Here is a 21,409-nt window from a genome sequence, read left to right as displayed (position 1 = left end):
AGGGGATGTCGGTGGCGCAAAGCGGCAACCACAACCTGACATCGCGCCAGCTTCCGCGGCTGCAGGGGGCGTTTCTCGCTGCGGACGTCGGAGGCACGCATGCCCGCATCGGGCTGGTGAGCCGCGAGCCGGACGGCGTGCGTCCGGTGACGGTGCTGCAATACCACCGCTACGCCTGCGCGGACTGGCCGAGCCTGACGGCGGTGCTGCAGGACTTCGTCGGCCAGCTGGACCACGCCGTGCACGTGAACCGCTGCGCGGTGGCCAGCGCCGGCTACGTGCTGGGCGACGCCATCGTCAACGACAACCTGCCGTGGCCCGTCTCCATCCGCGACATCCGCGACAGCCTGGGCATCGAGCAGCTCGCCGTCGTCAACGACTTCGAAGCCGTGGCCTACGCCACCCAGTTCCTGAGCACCGCCGACACCACCGCCGTGATCGACAGCGAGGCGCCGCCGGCCGAAGGTCCGGTGCTGGTGATGGGCCCGGGCACCGGCCTGGGCTCGGCCGTATTGCTGCCGGGTCACCCGCACGCCACCGTGCTGGCCACCGAAGCGGGCCAGATCGCGCTGGCACCGGGCAACGAACGTGAAATCGAAATCCTGCGCCACCTCGCCCGTGGCCGCGCTTACGTTTCCTTCGAACATGCCTTGTCCGGCCCCGGCCTGCTCAACCTGTATCGCGCGCTGTGTGCCCTGCGCCACCAGCCGCCGGTGCTGACCCTGCCCGCGCAGGTCACGCAGGCAGCCCTGGAGCGCAGCGACGAGGCGGCCGTGGAAGCGCTGGAGGTGTTCTGCGGCCTGCTGGGCAGCTTCGTCGGCGACCTGTGCCTGCTGTATGGCGCACGCGGCGGCGTGTTCCTGGCTGGCGGCATTCTTCCGCAGATCCGCGAGGTGCTGCTGGCCAGCAGCTTCCGCCAGCGCTTTTTCAACAAGGGCGTCATGCGCGCCTTTCTGCAGCAGGTTCCCGTACGACTGATGGAGCACGGCCAGCACGGCGTCATCGGCGCCGCCGGGCTATTTCTCGAGCAGCAAGACCGAGAGGGCGGGCCCCAAAGCCCTCGCGCCGGGGAGAACAAGGTACCCAGGTAGTTCCCATCCATCCAACCGGGCCCACGCCCGATCGACACGCCGCAGCCGATGTCGCACGGCATCTCCTGCAGTGAAGCCTTCGAGGGGAGGACGTCATGTCACACCGAAAGACTCTGCTAGCCGCAAGCATCGTTGCCGGATTGTGTATATCCATCTCGCTCCAGGCGCAGGACGCACCGCAGACCGGCACCAACCCCACGCCATCGACCACCACGGGCACCGCCACGCCGCAGAACGCCCCGGACAAGTCCCAGGCCAAGCAGCTGGAGACGGTGACGGTCACCGGCATCCGCGCCAGCCTGCAGGCGTCGCTGGATACCAAGCGCAACGCCGACGCCATCGTCGACGCCATCACGGCGGAGGACATCGGCAAATTCCCCGCCACCAATGTGGCGGAGGCGCTGGCGCAGATTCCGGGCGTCACCCTGGACCGCGCGTTCGGCGCCACGCAGCGCGTGAGCATTGACGGCATCGATCCCAGCCTCAACCTGGCCTTCCTCGATGGCCACCCGGTGGCCCAGGCCATGTGGCTGTACGGCGACAGCCCCAATCGCGGCTTCAACTATTCGCTGCTGCCGCCGGAAATCCTTGGCTCGCTGGAGATCTTCAAGAGCCCGGAGGCGCGCCTGCCCGAAGGCAGCCTGGGCGGCACCGTGATCATGCACACCATCCAGCCGCTCGACGTGCCAGCGAACACGCTCAGCGGTTCGGTGGGCGTGAACTACAACGACATGATCGACAAGACGCGACCGAATGCCTCGGTGTTCTATAGCTGGCGCAACGCGGACAAGACCTTCGGCGCGGACGTGTCCATCCAGCACTACGAGCAGCGCACGGACCGCCAGGGCCAGGAAATTTTCAGCTACACCCCGGTGTCGGCGATCGCTGCAGTCAATCCCGCCATCGCCGCGCAGGTCGCGGCAGGCCAGATCCACTCCTCGGACCTGATGCCGACCGAGATCAACTCGGCCAACTTCCAGCAGACCGAAAAGCGCAACAGCGTGCTGGTGAACCTGCAGTACCGGCCGAACGAACATTTCGACAGCACGCTCAGCCTGCTGTACATGACCGACCGCCTCGACAACCTCAACGTCTCGATGTACCCGATTGCCGGCTTCAACTTCGCCGGCATCTCGCATCTCAACGCCGGCAGCAACGGCCTTATCGCGTCCGGTACGCAGGTCGGCACGCCGTGCTTCAACACGACCTCGTGCACCAGCACGGCGGAAACCTTCATGGATAACGACGCGCGCAAGTCGTTTATCCGCACCAAGGGCGCGGATTGGCGCGGCACCTACAAGGGTGATGGCTGGCGCGTATCCGGGCAGCTGGGCGTGAGCACGTCCAACAACGACATCAGCCAGGCGTTCAAGGAGCTGTTCTACGGTGGCGGCTTCGACTGGAGCATGAACAAGGGCTTCAACTACACCGATCTCGCCTCGGCGAACAATCCGCAGTACTGGGCCGACAACAACTTCGGCGGCAACATCGGTTACAAGCCGTACAAGGCGCGCGACGAGTACGGCCAGCTCGATTTCACCAAGGACTTCGACGGCTTCCTCAACAACGTGACGGTTGGCGCGCGCTGGGCCACGCACTGGGAAAGCCAGTCGCTGCTGATCTACAACGTGGGCGTGCCCAATGTCACCCTCAACCAGATCGGCTACGGTGGCCTGACCAACCTGCAGGGCTCCTCGGACATCGGCTTGTCCGGCAGCTCCGTTCGCCACGTGCAGACGCTGGGCTTCCAGTCCATCTACAACGCTGTGCTGAATGGCAACACGTTGATCGCCAACGACCCGGTGGACTACTGGGACAACACCTTCAACGTGAAGCAGGAGAACACTGCGGCCTACGCGCAGTTGAACTACGGCAACGACGTCGTGCACGGCAACCTGGGCGTGCGCTGGGTGCGCACCAAGATCAACTCGTGGGGCTACAACGTACCCAGCACCTGCAGCACCTGGGATTGCGCCTTCCCGCCGGGCTTCGGCTACGTGGGCTCCAGCAGTACCAACAACCAGTGGCTGCCGGCCTTCAACATCGCCTGGAACGTCACGCCTGACGTGATCCTGCGCGGCGCCGCCTCGGAAACCGAAGCCTACGCGCCGTACAACCAGTACGCGCCGTACTTCGAAGCCAACGACACCGTGCTTACCGCCACGGCCGGCAACCCGAACCTCAAGCCGTATCGCTCAGTGAACTTCGACCTGTCGGGCGAGTGGTATTTCAACAATGAGTCGATGGTGGCGGTGTCGGGCTTCTACAAGAACGTGCTCAACTACGTGGTCAACGCCGCCACCACGCAGGGGCGCCAGAACGGTTCGTGGGCGCAGCTGATCCAGGGCTCCACCGGCCAGATGCTGGTCGCCAACGGCTTCTGCACGCTGGCGGGCTACTGCCAGTACAGCGTGTCCGCGCCGATCAACGGCGGTCGCGCCAAGGTCAAGGGTGCGGCGATCAGCTACCAGGAAGCGTTTGGCGACACGGGTTTCGGCGTGCGCGCCAACTTTACCTACTCCGACTCCCGCACCGCTGCCGGCGGACCGCTGCCGTACAACTCCAAGGATTCGTACACCCTCGCCCCGTACTACGAGAAGGGGCCGTACACCGCGAGCATGTCGTACAACTACCGCAGCAAGTATCTCGCCGGCGGCTACGTGGCCGGTGCCCCGGACTCCTACACCGACAGCTACAAGGAGCTGGATGCGTCAGTGGGTTACAAGTTCAACCAGCACTTCTCGCTCACCTTCGACGCGCTGAACCTGCTCAACTCGACCTACAAGCAGTTCTACGGTGCGGAGATGACGGAGCTGGCCAACGAGTACAAGCAGGGCCGCGAGTACATCCTCGAGGCCCACTTCAAGCTTTGATTACCCGCAACTCCCCGGTATGGGCCTGGCGTTTTGCCAGGCCCCTTTTTTCTGCGCGTCAGTCGAGCGTGCCGGCGCCGAGCCGGACATCGGCGTGCCGGGTTGCCGCCACTTCCAGTGCGATGGCCAGTGCGCGCACCACGTCGTCCTTGGCCATGCTCGGCGTGTCAGGGAAGCGTGCCGCCTGCGATGGCAGATAGGGGATGTGGATGAAGCCCGCGCGCAGGCCGGGGTACGTCTGGGCCAGGTGGAGCATCAGGTAGGCCACGTGGTTGCACACGAAGGTGCCGGCCGTGTTCGAGACCTCCGCCGGAAGGCCCTCGGCAAGCAAGGCCTTGAGCATCGCCTTGATCGGCAGGTTGCTGAAGTACGCGGCGGGCCCATCCGCGACGATGGCTTCGTCGATGGGCTGCGCGCCGGCGTTGTCGGCGATGCGCGCATCCTGCACGTTGATCGCCACCCGTTCGATGGAAAGGCGACTGCGCCCGCCGGCCTGCCCGACCCCCAGCGCGATCGCGGGCTCGACGTCGTTGACTGCCCGTTCCAGTTCGCGTTGCGAATCGGCGAAGACCGTGGGAAGCAGGCGCGCCACCACGCGATGACCGCCGATCAGCTGGCCATCCAGTTCGCGGACGGCCTCCCACGAGGGGTTGATGTCCTCATGGCCGAATGGCGTGAAGCCGGTCAGCAGGATGCGGGGATGTTTGCTCATGCGTGGTACCTCGTGACGCCGCCGGTGTTCAACGGAACACCAGCAGCGACATGGCGACGAAGGTGGCGATGAAAATGCCCGCCGCACTCCATGCCTGCGCGCGGATTACGCCGTAAGGGTTGCGCAGCTCCAGCAGGGCGGCCGGCACCAGGTTGTAGTCGGCGGCCATCGGCGTCAGCAGCGTGCCGCAATAACCGCACAGCATGCCCATGGAGCCGAGGATGGCGGGGTTCGCGCCATAGCGCTGTACCAGCAGCGGCAGGCCGATGCCCGCCATCATCACCGGGAAGGCGGCGAACGCGTTGCCCATGATCACGGTGAACAGCACCATGCCCAGCGAGAACACCAGCAGGCAGAGGAAGGCGTTGCCTTCGGGCAGGATCATCCCGGCCAGGGCGGCGATGGCGGCGCCGACGCCGCTTTGCGTGAACACCTGGCCCAGCGCGGCAAGAAGCAGTGGCAGCAGTGCTGCCCAGCCGATGGCGTCAAGCAGGCGGTGGCCTTCCGACAGCCCTTGAAGCAGGGGGGCGTGTGCGACGCGGGCCGCCGCCACCAGGGCGATGACGCAGGCCAGCATCAGGCCCGTCAGTGTCATCTGCGGCTTGGCGAACAGCGCATACCCGCCGATGGAGAGGTGTTCGCCGATCAGCGCGACCACCAGCGTCACCAAGGGGATCATCAAGGCGGGCACGAACAGTTTGTGACCAAGCCGAAGTGCGGATGCCAGCCGTGCCGATGCGCTCGCCGTTTCCGGGTGCGCCTTCCGCCGCATGCGTGGCGCAATCAAGGCCAGCGCAATCACCGCGCAACCCGCGAGCTGCGCGGGCAGTTCATGGCCTGCCTGCTGGGCGGCGAGTACCGCGTCGCCAGTGGCGAACAGCAGGCCCAGCAGACCCCAGAATGCCGCGCAGTAAACCTGTCGTTCGCGCGCTTTGCGCCAGGACGTGTAGAGCAGGAATGCCGCGATCAGCCAGTAGGCGTATTCGATGCGCAGCATGCTCAGGTTTCCTGCCCGGTGGGGAAGGGCGAAGCACGACGCTTCAAGCGGCGCTGAAACAGCCAGATGCGGACGGACTGGATCACGAACGCGGCGATGGCGGTGGGCAGCGCCCAGAGCGCAATGGCAAGCGGCGTCAGCTCGATGCCGTGCTGGGCGTAGAAACCCTGGATCAGCAGCACGGCGCCCAGCGCGATGAACACGTCCTCGCCGAAGAAGCGGCCGATGTTGTCGGTGGCGGCGGCGACGGCGCGTACCTCCTCGCGATCCCCGTCGGTGAGTCCCGGATGGATCTTCTCCGCCGCGGCTTCACCCATCGGTGCCAGCAGCGGGCGCACCGTCTGCGGATGGCCGGCCACGCCGGTCAGCCCCAGCATCGCCAGCAGTTCGCGCACCAGCAGATAGCCGATCAGCAGGCGTGCCAGCGTCATGCCACGCAAGCGCCCCATCCATTGCTGTGCGTGCTCGCGCAGACCGGCGTGTTCGAGCAGGCCGATGGCGGGCAGGGTGAGCACGAACATCAGCAGCATGCGCGAGGACACGAAACTCTTGCCCAGCAGCGCCAGCAGCGCAGGTATCGGCATGCCCGCCAGCACACCGCTCAGCAGCGCGGCACACACCACTACCGGTACGGGATTGAAGCGCAGCGCAAAGCCGATGACGATGACCGCAACGCCCAGCAGCGGCCAATAGTTCATGCGCGCTTGCCCGTGGCGTGCGGTGGTGCGATGCCGATGTCGGCCGCCTCCAGCGCGGCGCGCAGCTGGCGCGCAAAGGCGACCGCATGCGAGCCGTCGCCATGCACGCACAGGGTGTCGGCCTGAAGGGTGATGACGCTGCCATCCACGGCGCATACCTGCCCTTCGCGGGCCATCGCCATCGCCTGCGCTATCGCTTCGTCGCTCTCCTGGATCACGGCATCGGGTTCGCGGCGTGGCTGCAGCGAGCCATCCGCCCGATAGCGGCGATCGGCGAAGGCTTCGGCGGCCACCGGGATGCCGATAGCGATGCCGGCGTCGATCAGCGCCGAGTTGGCCAGCCCGAACAGGCGCAGCGACGGGTCGAAATCGCGAACGGCACATGCAATGGCGGATGCCAGCGCCGCATCGCGGGCGGCCATGTTGTACAGCGCGCCATGCGGCTTTACATGGCGCAGGCGCGTGCCTGCGGCCTGCGCGAAGCCGTGCAGCGCGCCGATCTGGTAGAGCGTCAGGGCATAGGCCTCGTTCGGCGTCACCGCCATTTCGCGCCGCCCGAAACCTTGCAGGTCCGGCAGCGAAACGTGGGCGCCGATGGCCACGTCGTGCTGCACGGCCAGCGCCACGGTGCCGCGCATGATGTCCGGGTCGCCGCCGTGGAAACCGCAGGCGATGTTGGCCGAGCTGACGATGGCGAGCAGCGCGGCGTCGTCGCCCATGCGCCATGCGCCGAAGGACTCGCCCAGGTCGCTGTTGATGTCGATGGTCTTGGCCATGGGGCTTTTCATGCGGATTCCAGCCGTTGTGCGATGCGTTGGATCAGTGTTTGCAGTGCGTCGTTCCGTGCGCGCAGGCGCTGCAGCGCGTCATCCATAGTCATGTCGCGGAAGCATACGGTATCGCCGGGCCGGCGCTGCGCAAGCCGCGGCAGGTCCACGGCCGCCAGCTGGCCGATGCGCGGATAGCCGCCCGTCACCGGTGCCTCGGTGAGCAGCAGGATGGGTTGTCCCGAGGGTGGCAGTTGGAGGGTGCCGGGCAGGGTGGCTTCGGACACCAATTCGAGTGGGTGATCCAGTCGCAACGGCTGGCCATCCAAGCGGCTGCCCGTGCGGTTGCTGTCCTTGCTGACCACGAAGCGCTGCGCCGTCAGCGCGCGCTTCGATGCCCCGTCCAGCGCGTCGTAGTGACGCCCGCGCAACAAGCCAAGCGGTGCGTGGGCGTAGTCGTGCCACGGCTGCGGGTCGAGGCCCCAGCGCAGTGCCTGCGCGCCGCGTGCGGAAGCAAACCAGGGCGCCGCGTCGTGCCCGCCGATAGTCAGGGTGTCGCCGGCCTGCAGCGCTCTTCCGTCGAATGGACCGATATGCGCGTGCAGGTCCGTGCTGCGGCTGCCGAGCACGGGCGCGGCATCAAAGCCGCCACGCACGGCGAGATAGCTGCGGCAGCCGTGCCGCATGCCACCCAGCCGAAGCAGGGTGCCGGCGGGCAGGAAACAGGTGGTCCAGGGTGGCAGCGGCTGACCGTCCGCGCGCGCTTCGATGATGCCGCCGGTGAGGGCGATCACCGCATCGCCGGCGAAGCGCAGCGTCGGGCCAGCGAGCGTGATCTCCAGCGCCGCCTCGTCGGCGCGGTTGCCGACCAGCGCATTGGCCAGGCGCCAGGCCGGCTCGTCCATGACGCCGGCGCGGCCCAGGCCCAGGCTGGCAAGGCCGCGACGGCCGGCGTCCTGCAGGCTGCTGAGCAGGCCGGGTTTGATGACCTCGATGCTCATGCCGACCGTCCGGTGCTCGCGGCGAGCTGCTGATACTCATGCTCGTCGATGGCGCGAAAGCGCACCTGGTCGCCCGGCTGGAGCAGCGATGGCGATGCAGCGGCCAGATCGAACAGGCATACCGGCGTGCGCCCGATCAACTGCCATCCACCCGGCAGCGCCTGCGGATAGATGCCAGTCTGCGAACCACCGATAGCGACGCTGCCCGCCGGCACGCTGAGGCGCGGCTGGCTGCGGCGCGGCATGGCCAGCGCGGGATCCAGTCCCAGCAGATACGGGAAACCCGGCGCGAATCCGAGCATGGCCACGCGATACGTGGCGGCTGCATGGCGGGCGATCACCTCCCCGGTCGTCAGCTGCGTGTGCGCGGCCACCTCGTGCAGGTCGGCACCGTCGTAGCAGACGGGCAGGGTCATTTCGCGAGGCGCGGCCCGGTGAGCCGGCGCGCTTCGCAATGCCGCCTCGATGGCGCTGCGCAGGCGGTGGCCGTCGAAAGTGCCCCGGTCATCCAGCCAGTGCATCGGATCGAAGCGCAGCAGCAGGCTGGCATAGGCCGGCACACACTCGACCTCGGGCAGAAGGGCCTGCAGCAGCGTGGCCGCATCGTGCACCCGGGCATTGACCGCCATGTCGATGGTGTCGCCGAAACGCAGGAGCCACGCGTCCTCCGCAAGCGCCTCCCACTGCACGTCCGACCGTGGGTTCGTCATGTCTGCGGCGCCCGTGGGTGGCGGGCAACGGTGGCGTCCATGGCGCACATCAACATCATCGGCATGCAGGTGATTCGCGGGCGGCAATAAGTCACTCGGGAAGTGTTGCAGAAGCGGGGTGCTTTGCCGATCCGCGCGGCCCGCCATCGCGGCCATTCGTGATGCATGCCGCCTCGCCTGCCTGCGGGCGTGCGTACACGGGACGTGGAGTTGCGTCGCGGACTCCCGCGGCAAGCTGTGGGTGCAACGGGGCCTGGCCGTTGGGGGTTCCTGGTCATCCGGCCATGTATGAAAGGCCGGAAATCCCCCCTTTGGAGGTAGAAAATGACCGCCTTGGGTCATGGAGAGATTTCGTTGTCGTGGCGCAATGCGAAATGGCCGTCTGGCCGTGCTTTATTAGCTTGAAAATATCGCTAAAACAATGAATTGAATTTTTTGTCCTGTGGACATTGTCCAGCGGTGTCGTGGCCTCTTGTTGCTATGCCACATAGGTCTTTTTCCTAGGCCGTCCAGGAATTGTTGACAACGTTGTCAGCCTTTAACCAGACTCCGGCGGCATGGGATCGCGTTCACAGGAACGTGACACGAGCATGACGAGGGGATCGCAGTGGTCGAAGGGGTCAGCCACAACGCACGCGAGTTCTTGGCGCAAGAAGCCATGTTTCTCGCTGCGGACGTCGGAGGCACACATGCCCGCATCGGGCTGGTGAGCCGCGAGCCGGACGGCGTGCGTCCGGTGACGGTGCTGCAATACCACCGCTACGCCTGCGCGGACTGGCCGAGCCTGACGGCGGTGCTGCAGGACTTCGTCGGCCAGCTGGACCACGCCGTGCACGTGAACCGCTGCGCGGTGGCCAGCGCCGGCTACGTGCTGGGCGACGCCATCGTCAACGACAACCTGCCGTGGCCGGTCTCCATCCGCGACATCCGCGACAGCCTGGGCATCGAGCAGCTCGCCGTCGTCAACGACTTCGAAGCCGTGGCCTACGCCACCCAGTTCCTGAGCACCGCCGACACCACCGCCGTGATCGACAGCGAGGCGCCGCCGGCCGAAGGTCCGGTGCTGGTGATGGGCCCGGGCACCGGCCTGGGCTCGGCCGTACTGCTGCCGGGTCACCCGCACGCCACCGTGCTGGCCACCGAAGCGGGCCAGATCGCGCTGGCACCGGGCAACGAACGTGAAATCGAAATCCTGCGCCACCTCGCCCGTGGCCGTGCTTACGTTTCCTTCGAACATGCCTTGTCCGGCCCCGGCCTGCTCAACCTGTATCGCGCGCTGTGCGCCCTGCGCCACCAGCCGCCGGTGCTGACCCTGCCCGCGCAGGTCACGCAGGCAGCCCTGGAGCGTAGCGACGAGGCGGCCGTGGAAGCGCTGGAGGTGTTCTGCGGCCTGCTGGGCAGCTTCGTCGGCGACCTGTGCCTGCTGTATGGCGCACGCGGCGGCGTGTTCCTGGCCGGCGGCATTCTTCCGCAGATCCGCGAGGTGCTGCTGGCCAGCAGCTTCCGCCAGCGCTTTTTCAACAAGGGCGTCATGCGCGCCTTTCTGCAGCAGGTTCCCGTACGACTGATGGAGCACGGCCAGCACGGTGTGATCGGTGCAGCCGGCCTGTACCTGGACGGGCGAACGTAAGACCCAGGGGAGAACGCAGTACCGAGTCAGCACCACACCGTTGCATTGAACCGGGCGCGAGCCCAGACACCACGCAAGCAGTCGGACGACCCACAACTTCCGCTGCAGAAACGCCTTCGAGGGGAGGAAACCATGTCACATCGCAAGACTCTGCTAGCCGCCAGCATCGTTGCCGGACTCTGTTTGTCCGGTTCGCTTTACGCGCAGACCGCCGCTCCGGCCTCCGGCCCGGCGCCGCAGTCGCAGTCGTCGGATCAGGCACCTGACCAGTCCAAGGCCAAGCAGCTGGAAACCGTCACCGTCACCGGTATCCGCGCCAGCCTGCAGGCGTCGATGGACACCAAGCGCAACGCGGACGCCATCGTCGACGCCATCACGGCCGAGGACATTGGCAAGTTCCCGGCCAGCAATGTGGCCGAAGCGCTGGCGCAGATTCCGGGCGTCACGCTCGATCGCCAGCTGGGTGCGACGCAGCGCGTCAGCATCAACGGCATGGATCCCAGCCTCAACCTGACCCTGCTCGACGGCCACCCGGTGGCCCAGGCCGTGTGGCTGTACGATGACGCGCCGAACCGCGGCTTCAACTACTCGCTGCTCGCGCCGGAAGTGATCGGCCGCCTCGAGATCTACAAGAGCCCAGAAGCCCGTCTGCCGGAAGGTGCCCTCGGCGGCACCATCATCATGCACACGGTCAAGCCGCTTGACGTACCGGCCAATACGCTCAGCGGTTCGTTCGGCGTGAACTACAACGACATGGTCAAGGACAGCCGTCCGTCCGGCTCGCTGTTCTACAGCTGGCGCAACGACGACAAGACCTTCGGCGTCGACGTGTCGTACCAGCACTACGAGCAGTTCCAGAACCGCCAGGGCCTGGAAAACTACGGCTACTCCTCGGTGTCCGACATCGTCAGCAAGAGCCCGGTGGCGGCGGCTGAAGTGGCGGCCGGCAAGATCAAGCTGACCGACCAGATCCCGAATCAGATCAGCGTTTCCAACTTCCAGCAGACCGAGAAGCGCGACAGCGTCACCTCGAACGTGCAGTGGAAGCCGGTGGACAACCTGAGCTTCAACCTCGGCCTGATGTATGCCCGGGACAACCTGAGCAACCTCAACCAGTCGCTGTACCCGTGGGCGCTGCACAACCCGGCCGGCATCACCTCGCTGAATGAAGGCCCCAACGGCATCATCACCAGCGGCAGCCAGGTCGGTACGCCGTGCCAGAACAACCTCAACTGCGTCAGCACGGCCGACACCTACGCCGACAACAACGCCCGCAAGTCCGTCATCACCACCAAGGGCGTGGACCTGTCGGGCGAGTACAAGGGTGACGGCTGGCGCCTGGACGGCCAGGCTGGCGTGAGCACCTCGCGCAACCCGATGCAGGCGGCCGTGAAGGAGATCTACTACGGCGGCGGCTTCAACTGGTCCATCAACCAGGGCCCGCAGTACACCGATCCGACCACCGCCAACGACCCGAGCTACTGGGCCGACAACGGCTGGGGCGGCAACCTTGGCAAGGAGCTCTACAAGGCCAAGGACACCTACGGCCAGCTCGACTTCACCAAGGACTTCGACGGCTTCCTCAACAACATCCAGGCTGGCGTGCGTTATGCCAAGCACTGGGAAAGCCAGACGCTCAACGTCTACACCGGTCCGCAGGCGCTCACGCTCGAGCAGATCGGCTTTGGCGGCCTGACCGACCTCAACGGCGGCAAGAGCCTGGGCCTGAGCCAGACGGCGATCCAGCACGTGCAGACCGCCGGCGCCAACGCCATCTTCAACGCGATCACCAGCACGCCGGGCTTCGGCGTGGCGCAGGACGCCAACTCGTACTGGGACAACACCTGGGCCACCACCCAGGAGAACGAGGCGGCCTACCTGCAGGCCAACTACGGCACCGACACCGTGCACGGCAACCTGGGCGTGCGCTACGTGCACACCAAGAACGTCAGCAGCGGCTGGGTGATCCCGCAGCCCTGCGCCGCGGCGAACGACTGGGTTTGCGACTTCCCGGCCGGCTTCGGTTACGTCACGCAGGACAGCACGCACAACAACTGGCTGCCGTCGTTCAACATCGCCTGGAACGTCACGCCCGACGTGATCCTGCGCGGTGCCGCGTCGGAAACGCTGGCCTATGCCCCGTACAACCAGATGGCGCCGTACTTCGCCGCCAACGACACGGTGCTCACGGCCGCCGCGGGCAACCCGAACATCAAGCCGTATCGTTCGGTGAACTTCGACGGCTCGGCGGAGTGGTACTTCAATCCGGAGTCGATGGTCGCCGTGTCGTTCTTCTACAAGCACGTGCTGAACTACATCGTTAACGCAGCCACCACGGAAGAGCGCCAGAACGGTTCGTGGTCCCAGGCGGGTTTTGCCAACAACGCGGCAGCGCTGGTCGCTTCGGGCAAGTGCACGACCACCGGCATGTGCGCCTACGACGTCACCGCACCGGTCGACGGCGGCAGCGCCAAGGTCAAGGGCGGCACCATCAGCTACCAGCAGGCCTACGGTTACGGCTTCGGCCTGCGTGCCAACTACACGTACTCCGACGCCTCGACCAAGACCGGTGGCGCGCTGCCGTACAACTCCAAGAACTCGTACACGGTCGCCCCGTACTACGAGCAGGGTCCGTACAGCGCCAGCCTGGCCTACACCTACCGTTCGAGCTACCTCGCCGGTGGTTACGTGGCCGGTGCACCGTCGACCTATATCGACGGCTTCAAGGAACTGGACGCCACCCTGGGTTACGAGATCAATAAGAACTTCTCGGTGACCCTGAACATGCTCAACCTGCTGAACTCCAAGTACTACGCGTACCTGGGCAGCAAGACGCAGATGTCCTCGGAATATGTGACCGGCCGCCAGTACATGCTGAAGGCCAACTTCAAGTTCTGATCCCGTGTAGTACTTTTTCTCCCCGAAACGGGCCCGGCGCGCTTGCCGGGCCCGCTTTTTCTTCGGGGTTCGGTACAACCTGTTCCAAAAACCTGCTGGAGTCGATGGTATGAAGTCCTGTCGCCGTCTCGCGGTCTTTCCATGGTTGCTCGCTGCCCAGGTCGCAATGGCGTCCGAAGCAAAGGTGTTGGTCGACCAGGTCGGCTACGACACCGGCGCGGTCAAGCAGGCGATCGTGAGTGGCGACGCGGTGGCGGCTTCGCGCGCGTTCCGCGTCGTGAACGCCGACACCGGCAAAGTGACCCTGCAGGGCACGCTGTCGGAGACCGGCAAGGTGGCGCATTGGGGCGGTGACTACGCCGTCGCCGATTTCAGCAGCGTGCGCACCCCCGGCCATTACTACGTTGAATGGCCGATGGACGGCCACGACGTGCGCTCCTGGACCTTCGAGGTGCAGGACAACGTGCTCGAGCGGCACACGCTTTCCAACGTCATCTATTACTTCAAGGGCCAGCGTTCCAGCGGCCTGCTGGACAAGGCCGATACGCACCTGGCGCATCCCGATGGAACGCCCGGCACGCTCGACCTGCACGGTGGCTGGTACGACGCCACCGGTGACTACGGCATCCATCTGTCGCACCAGAACCTCACCAGCTATTTCAACCCGCAGCAGGTGCCGCTGGCCGCGTGGAGCCTGCTGCGCACCTGGCAGCAACTGGAAGCACGCAACGACAAGAACTTCCGCGAGTACAACCGCCGCCTGCTCGACGAAGGCCTGTTCGGTGCCGACTTCCTCGTGCGCGACAAGCGGCCGGATGGCTCGTTCTACCAGTCCATCGAAGGCCCAGGCCCCGGCAAGCTGCCGCAGGACCGCATCGTTGGCGATCCGAACTGGCGCACGCAGATCAAGCTCACGCCCGGCGACCATACCGAGCACGTCGAGCAGCCGGCGCACGGGCCGCACGCCTATGAAGCAAGCTTCCGCGGTGGCGGCGGCATCGCCATCGCCGCGCTGGCGCGGGCGGCAGGCACGGGCGTGGATGGCGACTTTCATTCCAGCGACTACCTCAAGGCCGCCATCGATGCATATCGCTTCCTTGACGCGCACAACCGCGAGCTGATCAACGACGGCAAGGAAAACATCGTCGACGATTACTGCGCGCTGCTCGCCGCCGTGGAGCTGTACCGCGCCACGCACGACGAAGGCTGGCGCAAGGCGGCCGACGCACGCGCCGACAGCCTGATGGCGCGCCTGGTGACGCATGGTGGACACCGCGACTACTGGCGCGCCGACGACGGCACGCGTCCCTTCTTCCATCCCGCCGATGCGGGGCTGCCCGTGTTGGCGCTGGTGGAGTACGCAGGCATCGCCGATGCCAGGCGGCAGGCGAAAGTGCGTGACACAGTAAAGCGCTCGCTGCAGGCCGAGCTGGCGGTTACCCGCGAGGTCAACAATCCGTTCGGCTATGCGCGCCAGCTCGTGCGCGGTGGCGATGGGCGCGTGCGCACGGCGTTCTTCTTTCCCCATGACACCGAAGCCGCGCCCTGGTGGCAGGGCGAGAACGCGCGTCTTGCTTCGCTTGCGGCCGCCGCGCGCCTGGCCGCGCCGCTCTATGCAGGCGACACCGCCTTCCAGGAGCAGCTGCAGGTCTACGCGTGGGACCAGCTGCACTGGATACTCGGCCGCAACCCCTTCGACAGCAGCATGCTGATGGGCAGCGGCCATCACAACGCGCCGTACATGTTCTTCGACTCCTACGCGTACACCAACGCGCCGGGTGCGATCATCAACGGCATCACCTCCGGCCTGACCGACGACGAGGGCATCGCCTTCGACCTCGGCTACGCCCAGACGGGCAAGGACGACGACTGGCGCTGGACCGAACAGTGGCTGCCGCATGATGCGTGGTACCTGTTCGCCATCAGCCTTCCCCATGACTGACGTTCCATCGTGAGAACCATGATGAAGAAGACACCTTATGTGCTGGCCCTCGCCCTGTGCGGCCTGACCACCTTCGCCCACGCTGCCGTGCCGAACCTGATCCCGCTGCCGGCGCAGCTGAGCCAGTCGGGCGAAGGTTTCACCGTCACCGCGCAGACGCCCATCGTGGTCGATGCCAGTGACGCGGAAGCACGCCGTACCGCCGAATATCTTGCCTCGCTCACGGCCCACACGCGCCATCTGCCGATGCTGGTGAAGACCGGTGCGCCGGAAAGCGGTGCCATTGTCCTCAAGCGCGATCCGCAAGCGCCCGTCGCCAACGCCGAAGGCTATACGCTGGACGTCACCCCGCAAGGCATCCGCATCGTCGCCCGCGACGGGGCCGGCCTGTTCTACGGTGCCATCACCGCATGGCAGCTGTTGACGCCAGAGCCGGGTGTGGGCGACGTACACGTGGCGCCGGTGCACATCCGCGATGAACCGCGCTTCGCCTGGCGCGGTTTCATGCTCGACTCCGCGCGTCATTTCCAGGCACCCGACGACGTGCGCACCGTCATCGACCAGATGGCGCAGCACAAGCTCAACGTGCTGCACTGGCACCTCACCGACGACCAGGGTTGGCGCATCGAGATCAAGCGCTATCCCGAGCTCACCCGCATCGGTGCGTGGCGCACGCCGCCCACGGTCGGCAAGCAGGCGGCAGCACCCAAGCCGTACGGCGGCTTCTATACACAGGATGAGATCCGTTCCATCGTCGCCTATGCCGCCGAGCGCCACATCACCGTGCTGCCGGAGCTCGACATGCCCGGCCACGCACAGGCCGCCGTGGCCTCGTACCCTGAGCTGGGCGTCACCGGCACGCGTCCGGCGGTATCGCCGGACTGGGGCGTGAACCCGTATCTCTACAACGTCGACGACAACACGCTCCACTTCCTGCAGAACGTGCTGGACGAAGTGATGGCACTGTTCCCGTCCACCTACATCCATGTGGGTGGCGACGAGGCGGTAAAGGATCAATGGAAGGCCTCGCCCGTGGTGCAGGCACGCATGCGCGCGCTGGGCATCAAGACCGAAGACGCCATGCAAAGCTGGTTCATCGAACAGATGGGCCAGTACCTCGCCGCGCATAACCGCCGCCTGATCGGCTGGGACGAGATCCTCGAAGGCGGCGTGCCGCCCAGTGCCACGGTGATGTCGTGGCGCGGCACGAAGGGCGCCATCGATGCCGCCAGGCTTGGCCATGATGTGGTGCTGGCGCCCGCGCCGCAGTTGTACCTCGACTCGATGCAGAGCGATCTACCGGACGAAACCACCGGCCGCCTGCCGTCCATGTCGCTGCAGAGCTACTACCTGTTCGAAGCGGTGCCCAAGGAGTTGAGCGCCGCACAGGCCAAGCACGTGCTTGGCCTGCAGGCCACGGCATTCACCGAACACATGCCCACGCTGCGTCATGTGGAGCACGCCGCCTTCCCGCGCATGGACGCCTTGTCCGAGGCGGCGTGGACGCCATCGAAGGTACGCGAATGGCACGGCTTTCTTGAGCGCATGCCGGCCCAGCTTGCACGCTATCGCACGCAGGATATCGCCTATGCCGATAGCGCCTTCGCGCCCACCGTCGACGTGGACCGCAACGCCGCCATCACCAGTGGCCACGCCAGCGTGAAGCTGTCCAACCAGGCCAGGTTCGGCAACGTGCACTACACCACGGATGGCAGCGAGCCGGGCGCCTCCTCCCCCCTGTACGTGCGCCCGTTCAACGTGAACCTGCCCACCACCGTCAAGGCCATTGCACTGGCCGACGACGGCACGCCGCTGGCCGCCACGCGCACACGCCTGCTTGATCTGCCGTCGCTGCGCACGCGCAGCACCGGTGAGCTGGAGAACTGCGCCGGCAGCGATTTCCGCCTGCGTGTTCAGCCCACGCCCGACGCCACCAGCATGGCACCGACCTACCTCATCAATGTATTCGACAATTGCCGCGTGTATCGCGCGGCGAAGCTCGACGGCATCGCCAGCATCCGCGTGGAGACAGCCACGCTGCCGCGCAACTACGCGCTGGCGCACGACGCCAAGCTGGTGGTCAACCACAAGGCCAGCACGCCGCAGGGCGAGCTGGTCGTGCACCTGGACAACTGCAAGGGCAAGGAAATTGCCTCGCTACCGCTGCCAGCCGATGCGCCTGCTACGTTCACTTTGCAAGGAGCGTTGGCGAAGCAGGCGGGTACGCACGACCTGTGCCTGGTGTTCACCTCACCGATCACCGGGCCGATCTGGGGTGTGGGCGCCGTGACGCTGTTGCCGGGAGATGCGGCGCCTTGAGCGCAGCGCATTGTCGTGATGTACCACGCGGCTGCGCGGCGGGTGCGAAAGTGAGTGTCGGTCGTGTAAAGCAGTAGTCAGAATGAAGTTCTCAATCTCTGCGCCGTTAGTCATGGAGATTGAATGTGCACTCTGACCACGGTTTCGACGGGAAGTGGCCGGCATGGGATAGGCTGTAGGCGAGTCGCGCATCTGTCGGCGCACGCCGCGCGGCTCGGCGATCTGTCGGCGATGCAGATGCGTTGCGTCTTGAAGGAGCGCACTGGTGCGCGACCGCGCGCTCGCAGGTGGCGAAAGCGGCTGAGCGTTACGGTCGCGCACCAGTGCGCTCCTACAAGGGAGCATGAACCTACTGGTGTAAACGGACGGATTCGGAATCCGCCAGCGGCTTCATCCGCGCTGCATCGGGTTCAGAGCGCCGAGTGCGGCCCCGCAAGGCCACCGTTGTCTGGCAGGTCGGAGGGCATGGCCACGCGCACGCGGTTGCCGCCTTCTTCCTTGACGCGGTACATGGCAGCGTCGGCGGCGCGCATCAGCTCGCGCGAGCTGTGTCCGTGCAGGGGATAAGTGGCGACGCCAATGCTGGTGGATGCACGCAAGGTGCGTTCAGCCAGCTGGAACGGCGCATGGATGGCGGCCCGCAGTTTTTCGGCAATGGTGATGCTGTCGGCCATGGCCTGCAGGCGGCACAGCAGCACGACGAATTCGTCGCCGCCCATGCGGCCGACCACGTCGCCTTCGCGCAGATGGCTGCGGATGCGTTGGGCCACTTCGCACAGCAGCAGGTCGCCGGTGTGGTGGCCGAAGCGGTCGTTCACCTGCTTGAACTTGTCCAGGTCGATGTAGAGCAGCGCAAGGTTGCCGCCGAAGCGCGAGACGCTGTCCAGCGCGGCTTCGAATTGCTGGTGGAATAGGTCGCGGTTGGCGAGGTCGGTCAACGGGTCGTGCCGCGCGATGTGGTGCAGGCGCGCCTCGGCCTGTTTGCGCTCGATGGCGGCCGCCACCTGGGTGGAGACGAATTGCAGCAGTTCCTTGTCGGCCTCGGTGTAGCGCGTGGCGTCGGAATAGCTTTGCACCACCAGGGCGCCCAGGGTGGTGCCCTGCGAGCACAGGGGCACGCCAAGCCAGTGCAGCGCGTCGGTGCCGATGATGGGCAGCTCAGGGTCGGACGGCACGCCAGGCGTGACCAGCAAGGCCTGCCCGGTGCGGATCAGCTGGGCCGTTAACGAGCCGCCATCCAGGCGCTGGGCGGGCGGGACATCGTCGCGCTCGTCAACGAAGTAAGGAAAGCTCAGCTCCGCGTGCAGCGGGTCGTACAGCGCGACGAAGAAGTTGCTGGCCGGGATCAGCGTGCCGATGATGCGGTGGATCTCTTCGTAGAGGGCCGGCAGGCTGGCCACGGTGTGGGCCGCCTCGGAAATCGCGTGCAGTGCCGCTGTCATCGACTCGGCGCGCTTGAGCGCGGTGATGTCGCGCGCCACGGCGATGCGTACCTGGTCGGTTTCCGACCAGCGGGCCGACCACATGATGTGTACGGTGGTGCCGTCCTTGCGGATGTAGCGGTTCTGGAAATGCGGCTGCGGGCTGCCGGCCATGATGGCGGCGGCCACTTCCAGGGTGACTTCCCGGTCGTCCGGGTGCACCAGCTCGATCATCCGCCGGCCGATGACCTCCTCCGGCTTGTAGCCGAAGATGCGCTCGTAGGCGGCGCTGACGAAGACGTAGCGCCCCTCCGTGTCCACCACGCAGATGGCGTCCCACAGGAGATCCATGATCTTGTTGAGCTGGACGGTTTCCATGCGAAACGGCGGGAGGGCAGCGGGCTCGGTAGGATTGGTTCCCAGCACCGGAGCAAGATGTGTGCCGTCGTGCCCTTCGCTGTCTGGATGCCGTGGTGCGGTCATGGCGGGCGCGGTGGGCGTCTAGGCGGCTATTCGTCGAGCAGGCTGCGCGCCGCGTTCCACATGGCGCGGGAGAGCGGGCGGTTCTCATGCGGCGTCTGCAGCACCACCAGGGTGGTCGTGCTGATGCTGGCGTGGATCTTCAGCAGCCGGTCCAGCACGGTTTCCAGATGGGGGATGGACATGGCCACCACGCGCAGCAGGGCGGAGTCCTCGCCTGCCAGGCGGCGGCAGTCCAGCACCTCCGGGATATCCGCCACCAGCGCGCCCACGCGGGCGCAGATGCCGCCGTCGCAGCGCAGGCGGATCATCGCGTCGATCTCGTAGCCGAGCTTGCGAGGGTTGAGCACGGCGCGGTAACCGGCGATGACGCCGGCTTCCTCCAGCCGCCTCACCCGCTCGGCCACGGCCGGCGCGGAGAGCTTCACCTTGCGTCCCAGCTCGGCGTAACCCAGGCGGGCATCCTGCTGCAGGGCTTCCAGCAGCTGCCAATCCGTAGCGTCCCAGATCGGTTTCGATTCAAAGGTGACTGCGTTCATGGACATTTCGTTCGTTGGCGAAACAACGCCATCCTACGCTGATTCATCATTCAAGCGCACCGCCGCGGCAGATACGATGCGCAGCATTCCCCACCCGGAAACCGTCCCATGCAGACCCCGGAACGCCTCGACGGGCGTGCCCTCGCCTATATCGGCATCGCCCTGCTTACCTGGTCGTCGGCCTATGCCGCGATCGCCTACGCGCTGACCTCGTTCACCCCGGGCGAGGTGGCGCTGGCCCGCCTGGCCATTGGTTCGCTCTGTTTTGCCGTGCTGATGCTGGTCAAGCGCGTGCCCCTGCCGGCGCGCCGCGACTGGCCGCTGCTGACGCTGCTTGGCGTGATTGGCCTCACTGTGTACCACTTGTGCCTCAATACGGCCGAAACCCGCGTGGCCAGCGGTACCGCAGCCATCCTGATCTCGCTGGTGCCGGCGACCACCGCGGCGCTGTCGGCCATCTGGCTGCGCGAGCGGCTGTCCCCGCGCACCCTGACCGGGCTCACCGTGGCCCTGCTCGGCGTGGTGCTGGTGGTGCTGACCAGCGGCAAGGACGTGAAGGTGGAGCCCATGGCCGCGCTGGTGCTGGTGAGCGTGGTGGCGTGCTCCATCTTCTTCGTGGGCCAGAAGCCGCTGTTCGCGCGCAACACCATGCTGGGCGTTACCGGCATCACCTTCTTCGCCGGCACGCTGGGCGCGCTGCCGTTTGGCCTGGGCCTGCCACAGGCGCTGGTGGAGGCGCCGTTCCCGCACATCGCCGCCTTGCTGTGGCTGGGGATCGCGCCGACCTTCATCGGCTATATCGCGTGGAACGCCGCCCTGCATCGCGCCCCGGCCTCGCAGGTGAGCAGCTTCATCTATTTCTCCCCGCCCATCGCCGTGCTGATCGGCTGGGTGTGGCTGGGTGAGCGGCCGACCTTGTTGACGCTGGTCGGTGGCGTGATCACCGTGGGCGGCGTGGTGCTGGCCAACGCGCGCCGTCGTGCACCGGCGCCCGCATCCGTCGTCGCCACGCCAGCCAAGCAGAGCTGAGCGCATGACGCCGATCCCCCTGCTCGACGCCGCCGCGCAATTGCCCGAAGCCTGGTCCTCGCGCGTGTTCGCCCGGTTCGGCGGGGCGCGCCTCAAGCTGGTGCGCATGGACGACACCGCGTATCCGGAGGAAGTCCATAACGACGACGAGGGCCTGCTCGTGCTCGACGGCGTCATGGTGCTTCGCGTCCATGGCGACACCGTGCACGTGCGTGCCGGCGAGCTTTGCGTCATTCCCGCGGGCACGCCGCACAGCGTGGAGGCGGGCAGCCGCGGTACGCTGCTGATCCTCGACACCTGAC

General features: G+C 66.3%; 16 protein-coding genes. 8 read left to right on the top strand and 8 right to left on the bottom strand.

From position 1 onward, the window contains the following. Nucleotides 1-5 precede the first annotated feature (5 nt). Nucleotides 6-1,091: a glucokinase gene (gene glk / locus HY57_RS02385; RefSeq protein WP_038579265.1), complete on the top strand. Its 1,086-nt coding sequence runs from the start codon at nucleotides 6-8 to the stop codon at nucleotides 1,089-1,091. A 95-nt stretch (nucleotides 1,092-1,186) separates the two neighbouring features. Further along, nucleotides 1,187-3,964 (top strand): TonB-dependent receptor, encoded by a 2,778-nt coding sequence (locus HY57_RS02380; protein ID WP_026033658.1) that lies wholly within the window; start codon nucleotides 1,187-1,189, stop codon nucleotides 3,962-3,964. A gap of 58 nt (nucleotides 3,965-4,022) precedes the next feature. On the opposite strand, the gene pcp is transcribed toward HY57_RS02380, so the two are convergent. Genes pcp through pxpB form a run of 6 tightly spaced genes read right to left on the bottom strand, consistent with a single transcriptional unit; the run spans nucleotide 4,023 to nucleotide 8,849 of the window. Continuing rightward, on the bottom strand, nucleotides 4,023-4,676 hold the full coding sequence (pcp, locus tag HY57_RS02375) for a pyroglutamyl-peptidase I (RefSeq protein ID WP_019463655.1): 654 nt from the start codon (nucleotides 4,674-4,676) through the stop codon (nucleotides 4,023-4,025). A gap of 28 nt (nucleotides 4,677-4,704) precedes the next feature. Next, the gene (locus HY57_RS02370) at nucleotides 4,705-5,673 is read right to left on the bottom strand and encodes a 5-oxoproline transporter, DUF979 family subunit (protein WP_019463654.1); all 969 of its coding nucleotides are present in this window, start codon (nucleotides 5,671-5,673) and stop codon (nucleotides 4,705-4,707) included. Between the two features lie 2 nt (nucleotides 5,674-5,675). Then, entirely contained in the window at nucleotides 5,676-6,371 is a 696-nt protein-coding gene (locus HY57_RS02365; protein ID WP_019463653.1) for a DUF969 domain-containing protein, read from the bottom strand. Continuing rightward, nucleotides 6,368-7,159 (bottom strand): LamB/YcsF family protein, encoded by a 792-nt coding sequence (locus tag HY57_RS02360; protein WP_235186605.1) that lies wholly within the window; start codon nucleotides 7,157-7,159, stop codon nucleotides 6,368-6,370. The genes HY57_RS02365 and HY57_RS02360 overlap by 4 nt, the downstream gene beginning before the upstream one ends. Continuing rightward, nucleotides 7,156-8,139: a biotin-dependent carboxyltransferase family protein gene (locus HY57_RS02355; protein ID WP_019463651.1), complete on the bottom strand. Its 984-nt coding sequence runs from the start codon at nucleotides 8,137-8,139 to the stop codon at nucleotides 7,156-7,158. The genes HY57_RS02360 and HY57_RS02355 overlap by 4 nt, the downstream gene beginning before the upstream one ends. Then, nucleotides 8,136-8,849, bottom strand: a complete 714-nt coding sequence (pxpB, locus tag HY57_RS02350) for a 5-oxoprolinase subunit PxpB (protein ID WP_019463650.1) — start codon at nucleotides 8,847-8,849, stop codon at nucleotides 8,136-8,138. The genes HY57_RS02355 and pxpB overlap by 4 nt, the downstream gene beginning before the upstream one ends. 658 nt (nucleotides 8,850-9,507) lie before the next feature. Here pxpB and glk (HY57_RS02345) point away from each other — a divergent pair. The 4 genes from glk (HY57_RS02345) (at nucleotide 9,508) to HY57_RS02330 (ending at nucleotide 17,638) form a co-directional block, all read left to right on the top strand. After that, nucleotides 9,508-10,479, top strand: a complete 972-nt coding sequence (glk, locus tag HY57_RS02345; RefSeq protein ID WP_038580368.1) for a glucokinase — start codon at nucleotides 9,508-9,510, stop codon at nucleotides 10,477-10,479. Nucleotides 10,480-10,611: 132 nt separating this feature from the next. After that, complete coding sequence (locus tag HY57_RS02340) at nucleotides 10,612-13,377, top strand: TonB-dependent receptor (RefSeq protein ID WP_019463910.1); 2,766 nt, start codon at nucleotides 10,612-10,614, stop codon at nucleotides 13,375-13,377. Nucleotides 13,378-13,486: 109 nt separating this feature from the next. Beyond that, nucleotides 13,487-15,319 (top strand): glycoside hydrolase family 9 protein, encoded by a 1,833-nt coding sequence (locus HY57_RS02335; protein WP_019463911.1) that lies wholly within the window; start codon nucleotides 13,487-13,489, stop codon nucleotides 15,317-15,319. Nucleotides 15,320-15,340: 21 nt separating this feature from the next. Then, nucleotides 15,341-17,638, top strand: coding sequence for a family 20 glycosylhydrolase (locus HY57_RS02330; protein WP_019463912.1), 2,298 nt, complete (start codon nucleotides 15,341-15,343; stop codon nucleotides 17,636-17,638). A 410-nt stretch (nucleotides 17,639-18,048) separates the two neighbouring features. Here HY57_RS02330 and HY57_RS02325 read toward each other — a convergent pair whose 3' ends face one another. Together HY57_RS02325 and HY57_RS02320 are read right to left on the bottom strand one after the other, a co-directional pair. After that, complete coding sequence (locus tag HY57_RS02325) at nucleotides 18,049-19,437, bottom strand: sensor domain-containing protein (RefSeq protein WP_019463913.1); 1,389 nt, start codon at nucleotides 19,435-19,437, stop codon at nucleotides 18,049-18,051. A gap of 131 nt (nucleotides 19,438-19,568) precedes the next feature. Beyond that, entirely contained in the window at nucleotides 19,569-20,078 is a 510-nt protein-coding gene (locus tag HY57_RS02320) for an Lrp/AsnC family transcriptional regulator (protein WP_019463914.1), read from the bottom strand. Between the two features lie 108 nt (nucleotides 20,079-20,186). On the opposite strand from HY57_RS02320, the gene HY57_RS02315 reads away from it, so the two are divergent. Then, on the top strand, nucleotides 20,187-21,107 hold the full coding sequence (locus HY57_RS02315) for a DMT family transporter (RefSeq protein WP_019463915.1): 921 nt from the start codon (nucleotides 20,187-20,189) through the stop codon (nucleotides 21,105-21,107). Between the two features lie 4 nt (nucleotides 21,108-21,111). After that, complete coding sequence (locus HY57_RS02310; protein ID WP_019463916.1) at nucleotides 21,112-21,408, top strand: cupin domain-containing protein; 297 nt, start codon at nucleotides 21,112-21,114, stop codon at nucleotides 21,406-21,408. Nucleotide 21,409 lies beyond the last annotated feature (1 nt).

The organism is Dyella japonica A8, from assembly GCF_000725385.1.
Taxonomy (GTDB): Bacteria; Pseudomonadota; Gammaproteobacteria; order Xanthomonadales; family Rhodanobacteraceae; genus Dyella; species Dyella japonica_C.
This window is presented reverse-complemented; position numbering and strand designations above follow the sequence as displayed.

What these genes read in the sequence shown, in the direction of transcription:
- glk (WP_038579265.1), top strand. Translation starts at nt 6, where the DNA reads ATGTCGGTGGCGCAAAGCGGCAACCACAACCTGACATCGCGCCAGCTT.
- HY57_RS02380 (WP_026033658.1), top strand. Translation starts at nt 1,187, where the DNA reads ATGTCACACCGAAAGACTCTGCTAGCCGCAAGCATCGTTGCCGGATTG.
- pcp (WP_019463655.1), bottom strand. Translation starts at nt 4,676, where the DNA reads ATGAGCAAACATCCCCGCATCCTGCTGACCGGCTTCACGCCATTCGGC.
- HY57_RS02370 (WP_019463654.1), bottom strand. Translation starts at nt 5,673, where the DNA reads ATGCTGCGCATCGAATACGCCTACTGGCTGATCGCGGCATTCCTGCTC.
- HY57_RS02365 (WP_019463653.1), bottom strand. Translation starts at nt 6,371, where the DNA reads ATGAACTATTGGCCGCTGCTGGGCGTTGCGGTCATCGTCATCGGCTTT.
- HY57_RS02360 (WP_235186605.1), bottom strand. Translation starts at nt 7,159, where the DNA reads ATGAAAAGCCCCATGGCCAAGACCATCGACATCAACAGCGACCTGGGC.
- HY57_RS02355 (WP_019463651.1), bottom strand. Translation starts at nt 8,139, where the DNA reads ATGAGCATCGAGGTCATCAAACCCGGCCTGCTCAGCAGCCTGCAGGAC.
- pxpB (WP_019463650.1), bottom strand. Translation starts at nt 8,849, where the DNA reads ATGACGAACCCACGGTCGGACGTGCAGTGGGAGGCGCTTGCGGAGGAC.
- glk (WP_038580368.1), top strand. Translation starts at nt 9,508, where the DNA reads ATGTTTCTCGCTGCGGACGTCGGAGGCACACATGCCCGCATCGGGCTG.
- HY57_RS02340 (WP_019463910.1), top strand. Translation starts at nt 10,612, where the DNA reads ATGTCACATCGCAAGACTCTGCTAGCCGCCAGCATCGTTGCCGGACTC.
- HY57_RS02335 (WP_019463911.1), top strand. Translation starts at nt 13,487, where the DNA reads ATGAAGTCCTGTCGCCGTCTCGCGGTCTTTCCATGGTTGCTCGCTGCC.
- HY57_RS02330 (WP_019463912.1), top strand. Translation starts at nt 15,341, where the DNA reads ATGAAGAAGACACCTTATGTGCTGGCCCTCGCCCTGTGCGGCCTGACC.
- HY57_RS02325 (WP_019463913.1), bottom strand. Translation starts at nt 19,437, where the DNA reads ATGGAAACCGTCCAGCTCAACAAGATCATGGATCTCCTGTGGGACGCC.
- HY57_RS02320 (WP_019463914.1), bottom strand. Translation starts at nt 20,078, where the DNA reads ATGAACGCAGTCACCTTTGAATCGAAACCGATCTGGGACGCTACGGAT.
- HY57_RS02315 (WP_019463915.1), top strand. Translation starts at nt 20,187, where the DNA reads ATGCAGACCCCGGAACGCCTCGACGGGCGTGCCCTCGCCTATATCGGC.
- HY57_RS02310 (WP_019463916.1), top strand. Translation starts at nt 21,112, where the DNA reads ATGACGCCGATCCCCCTGCTCGACGCCGCCGCGCAATTGCCCGAAGCC.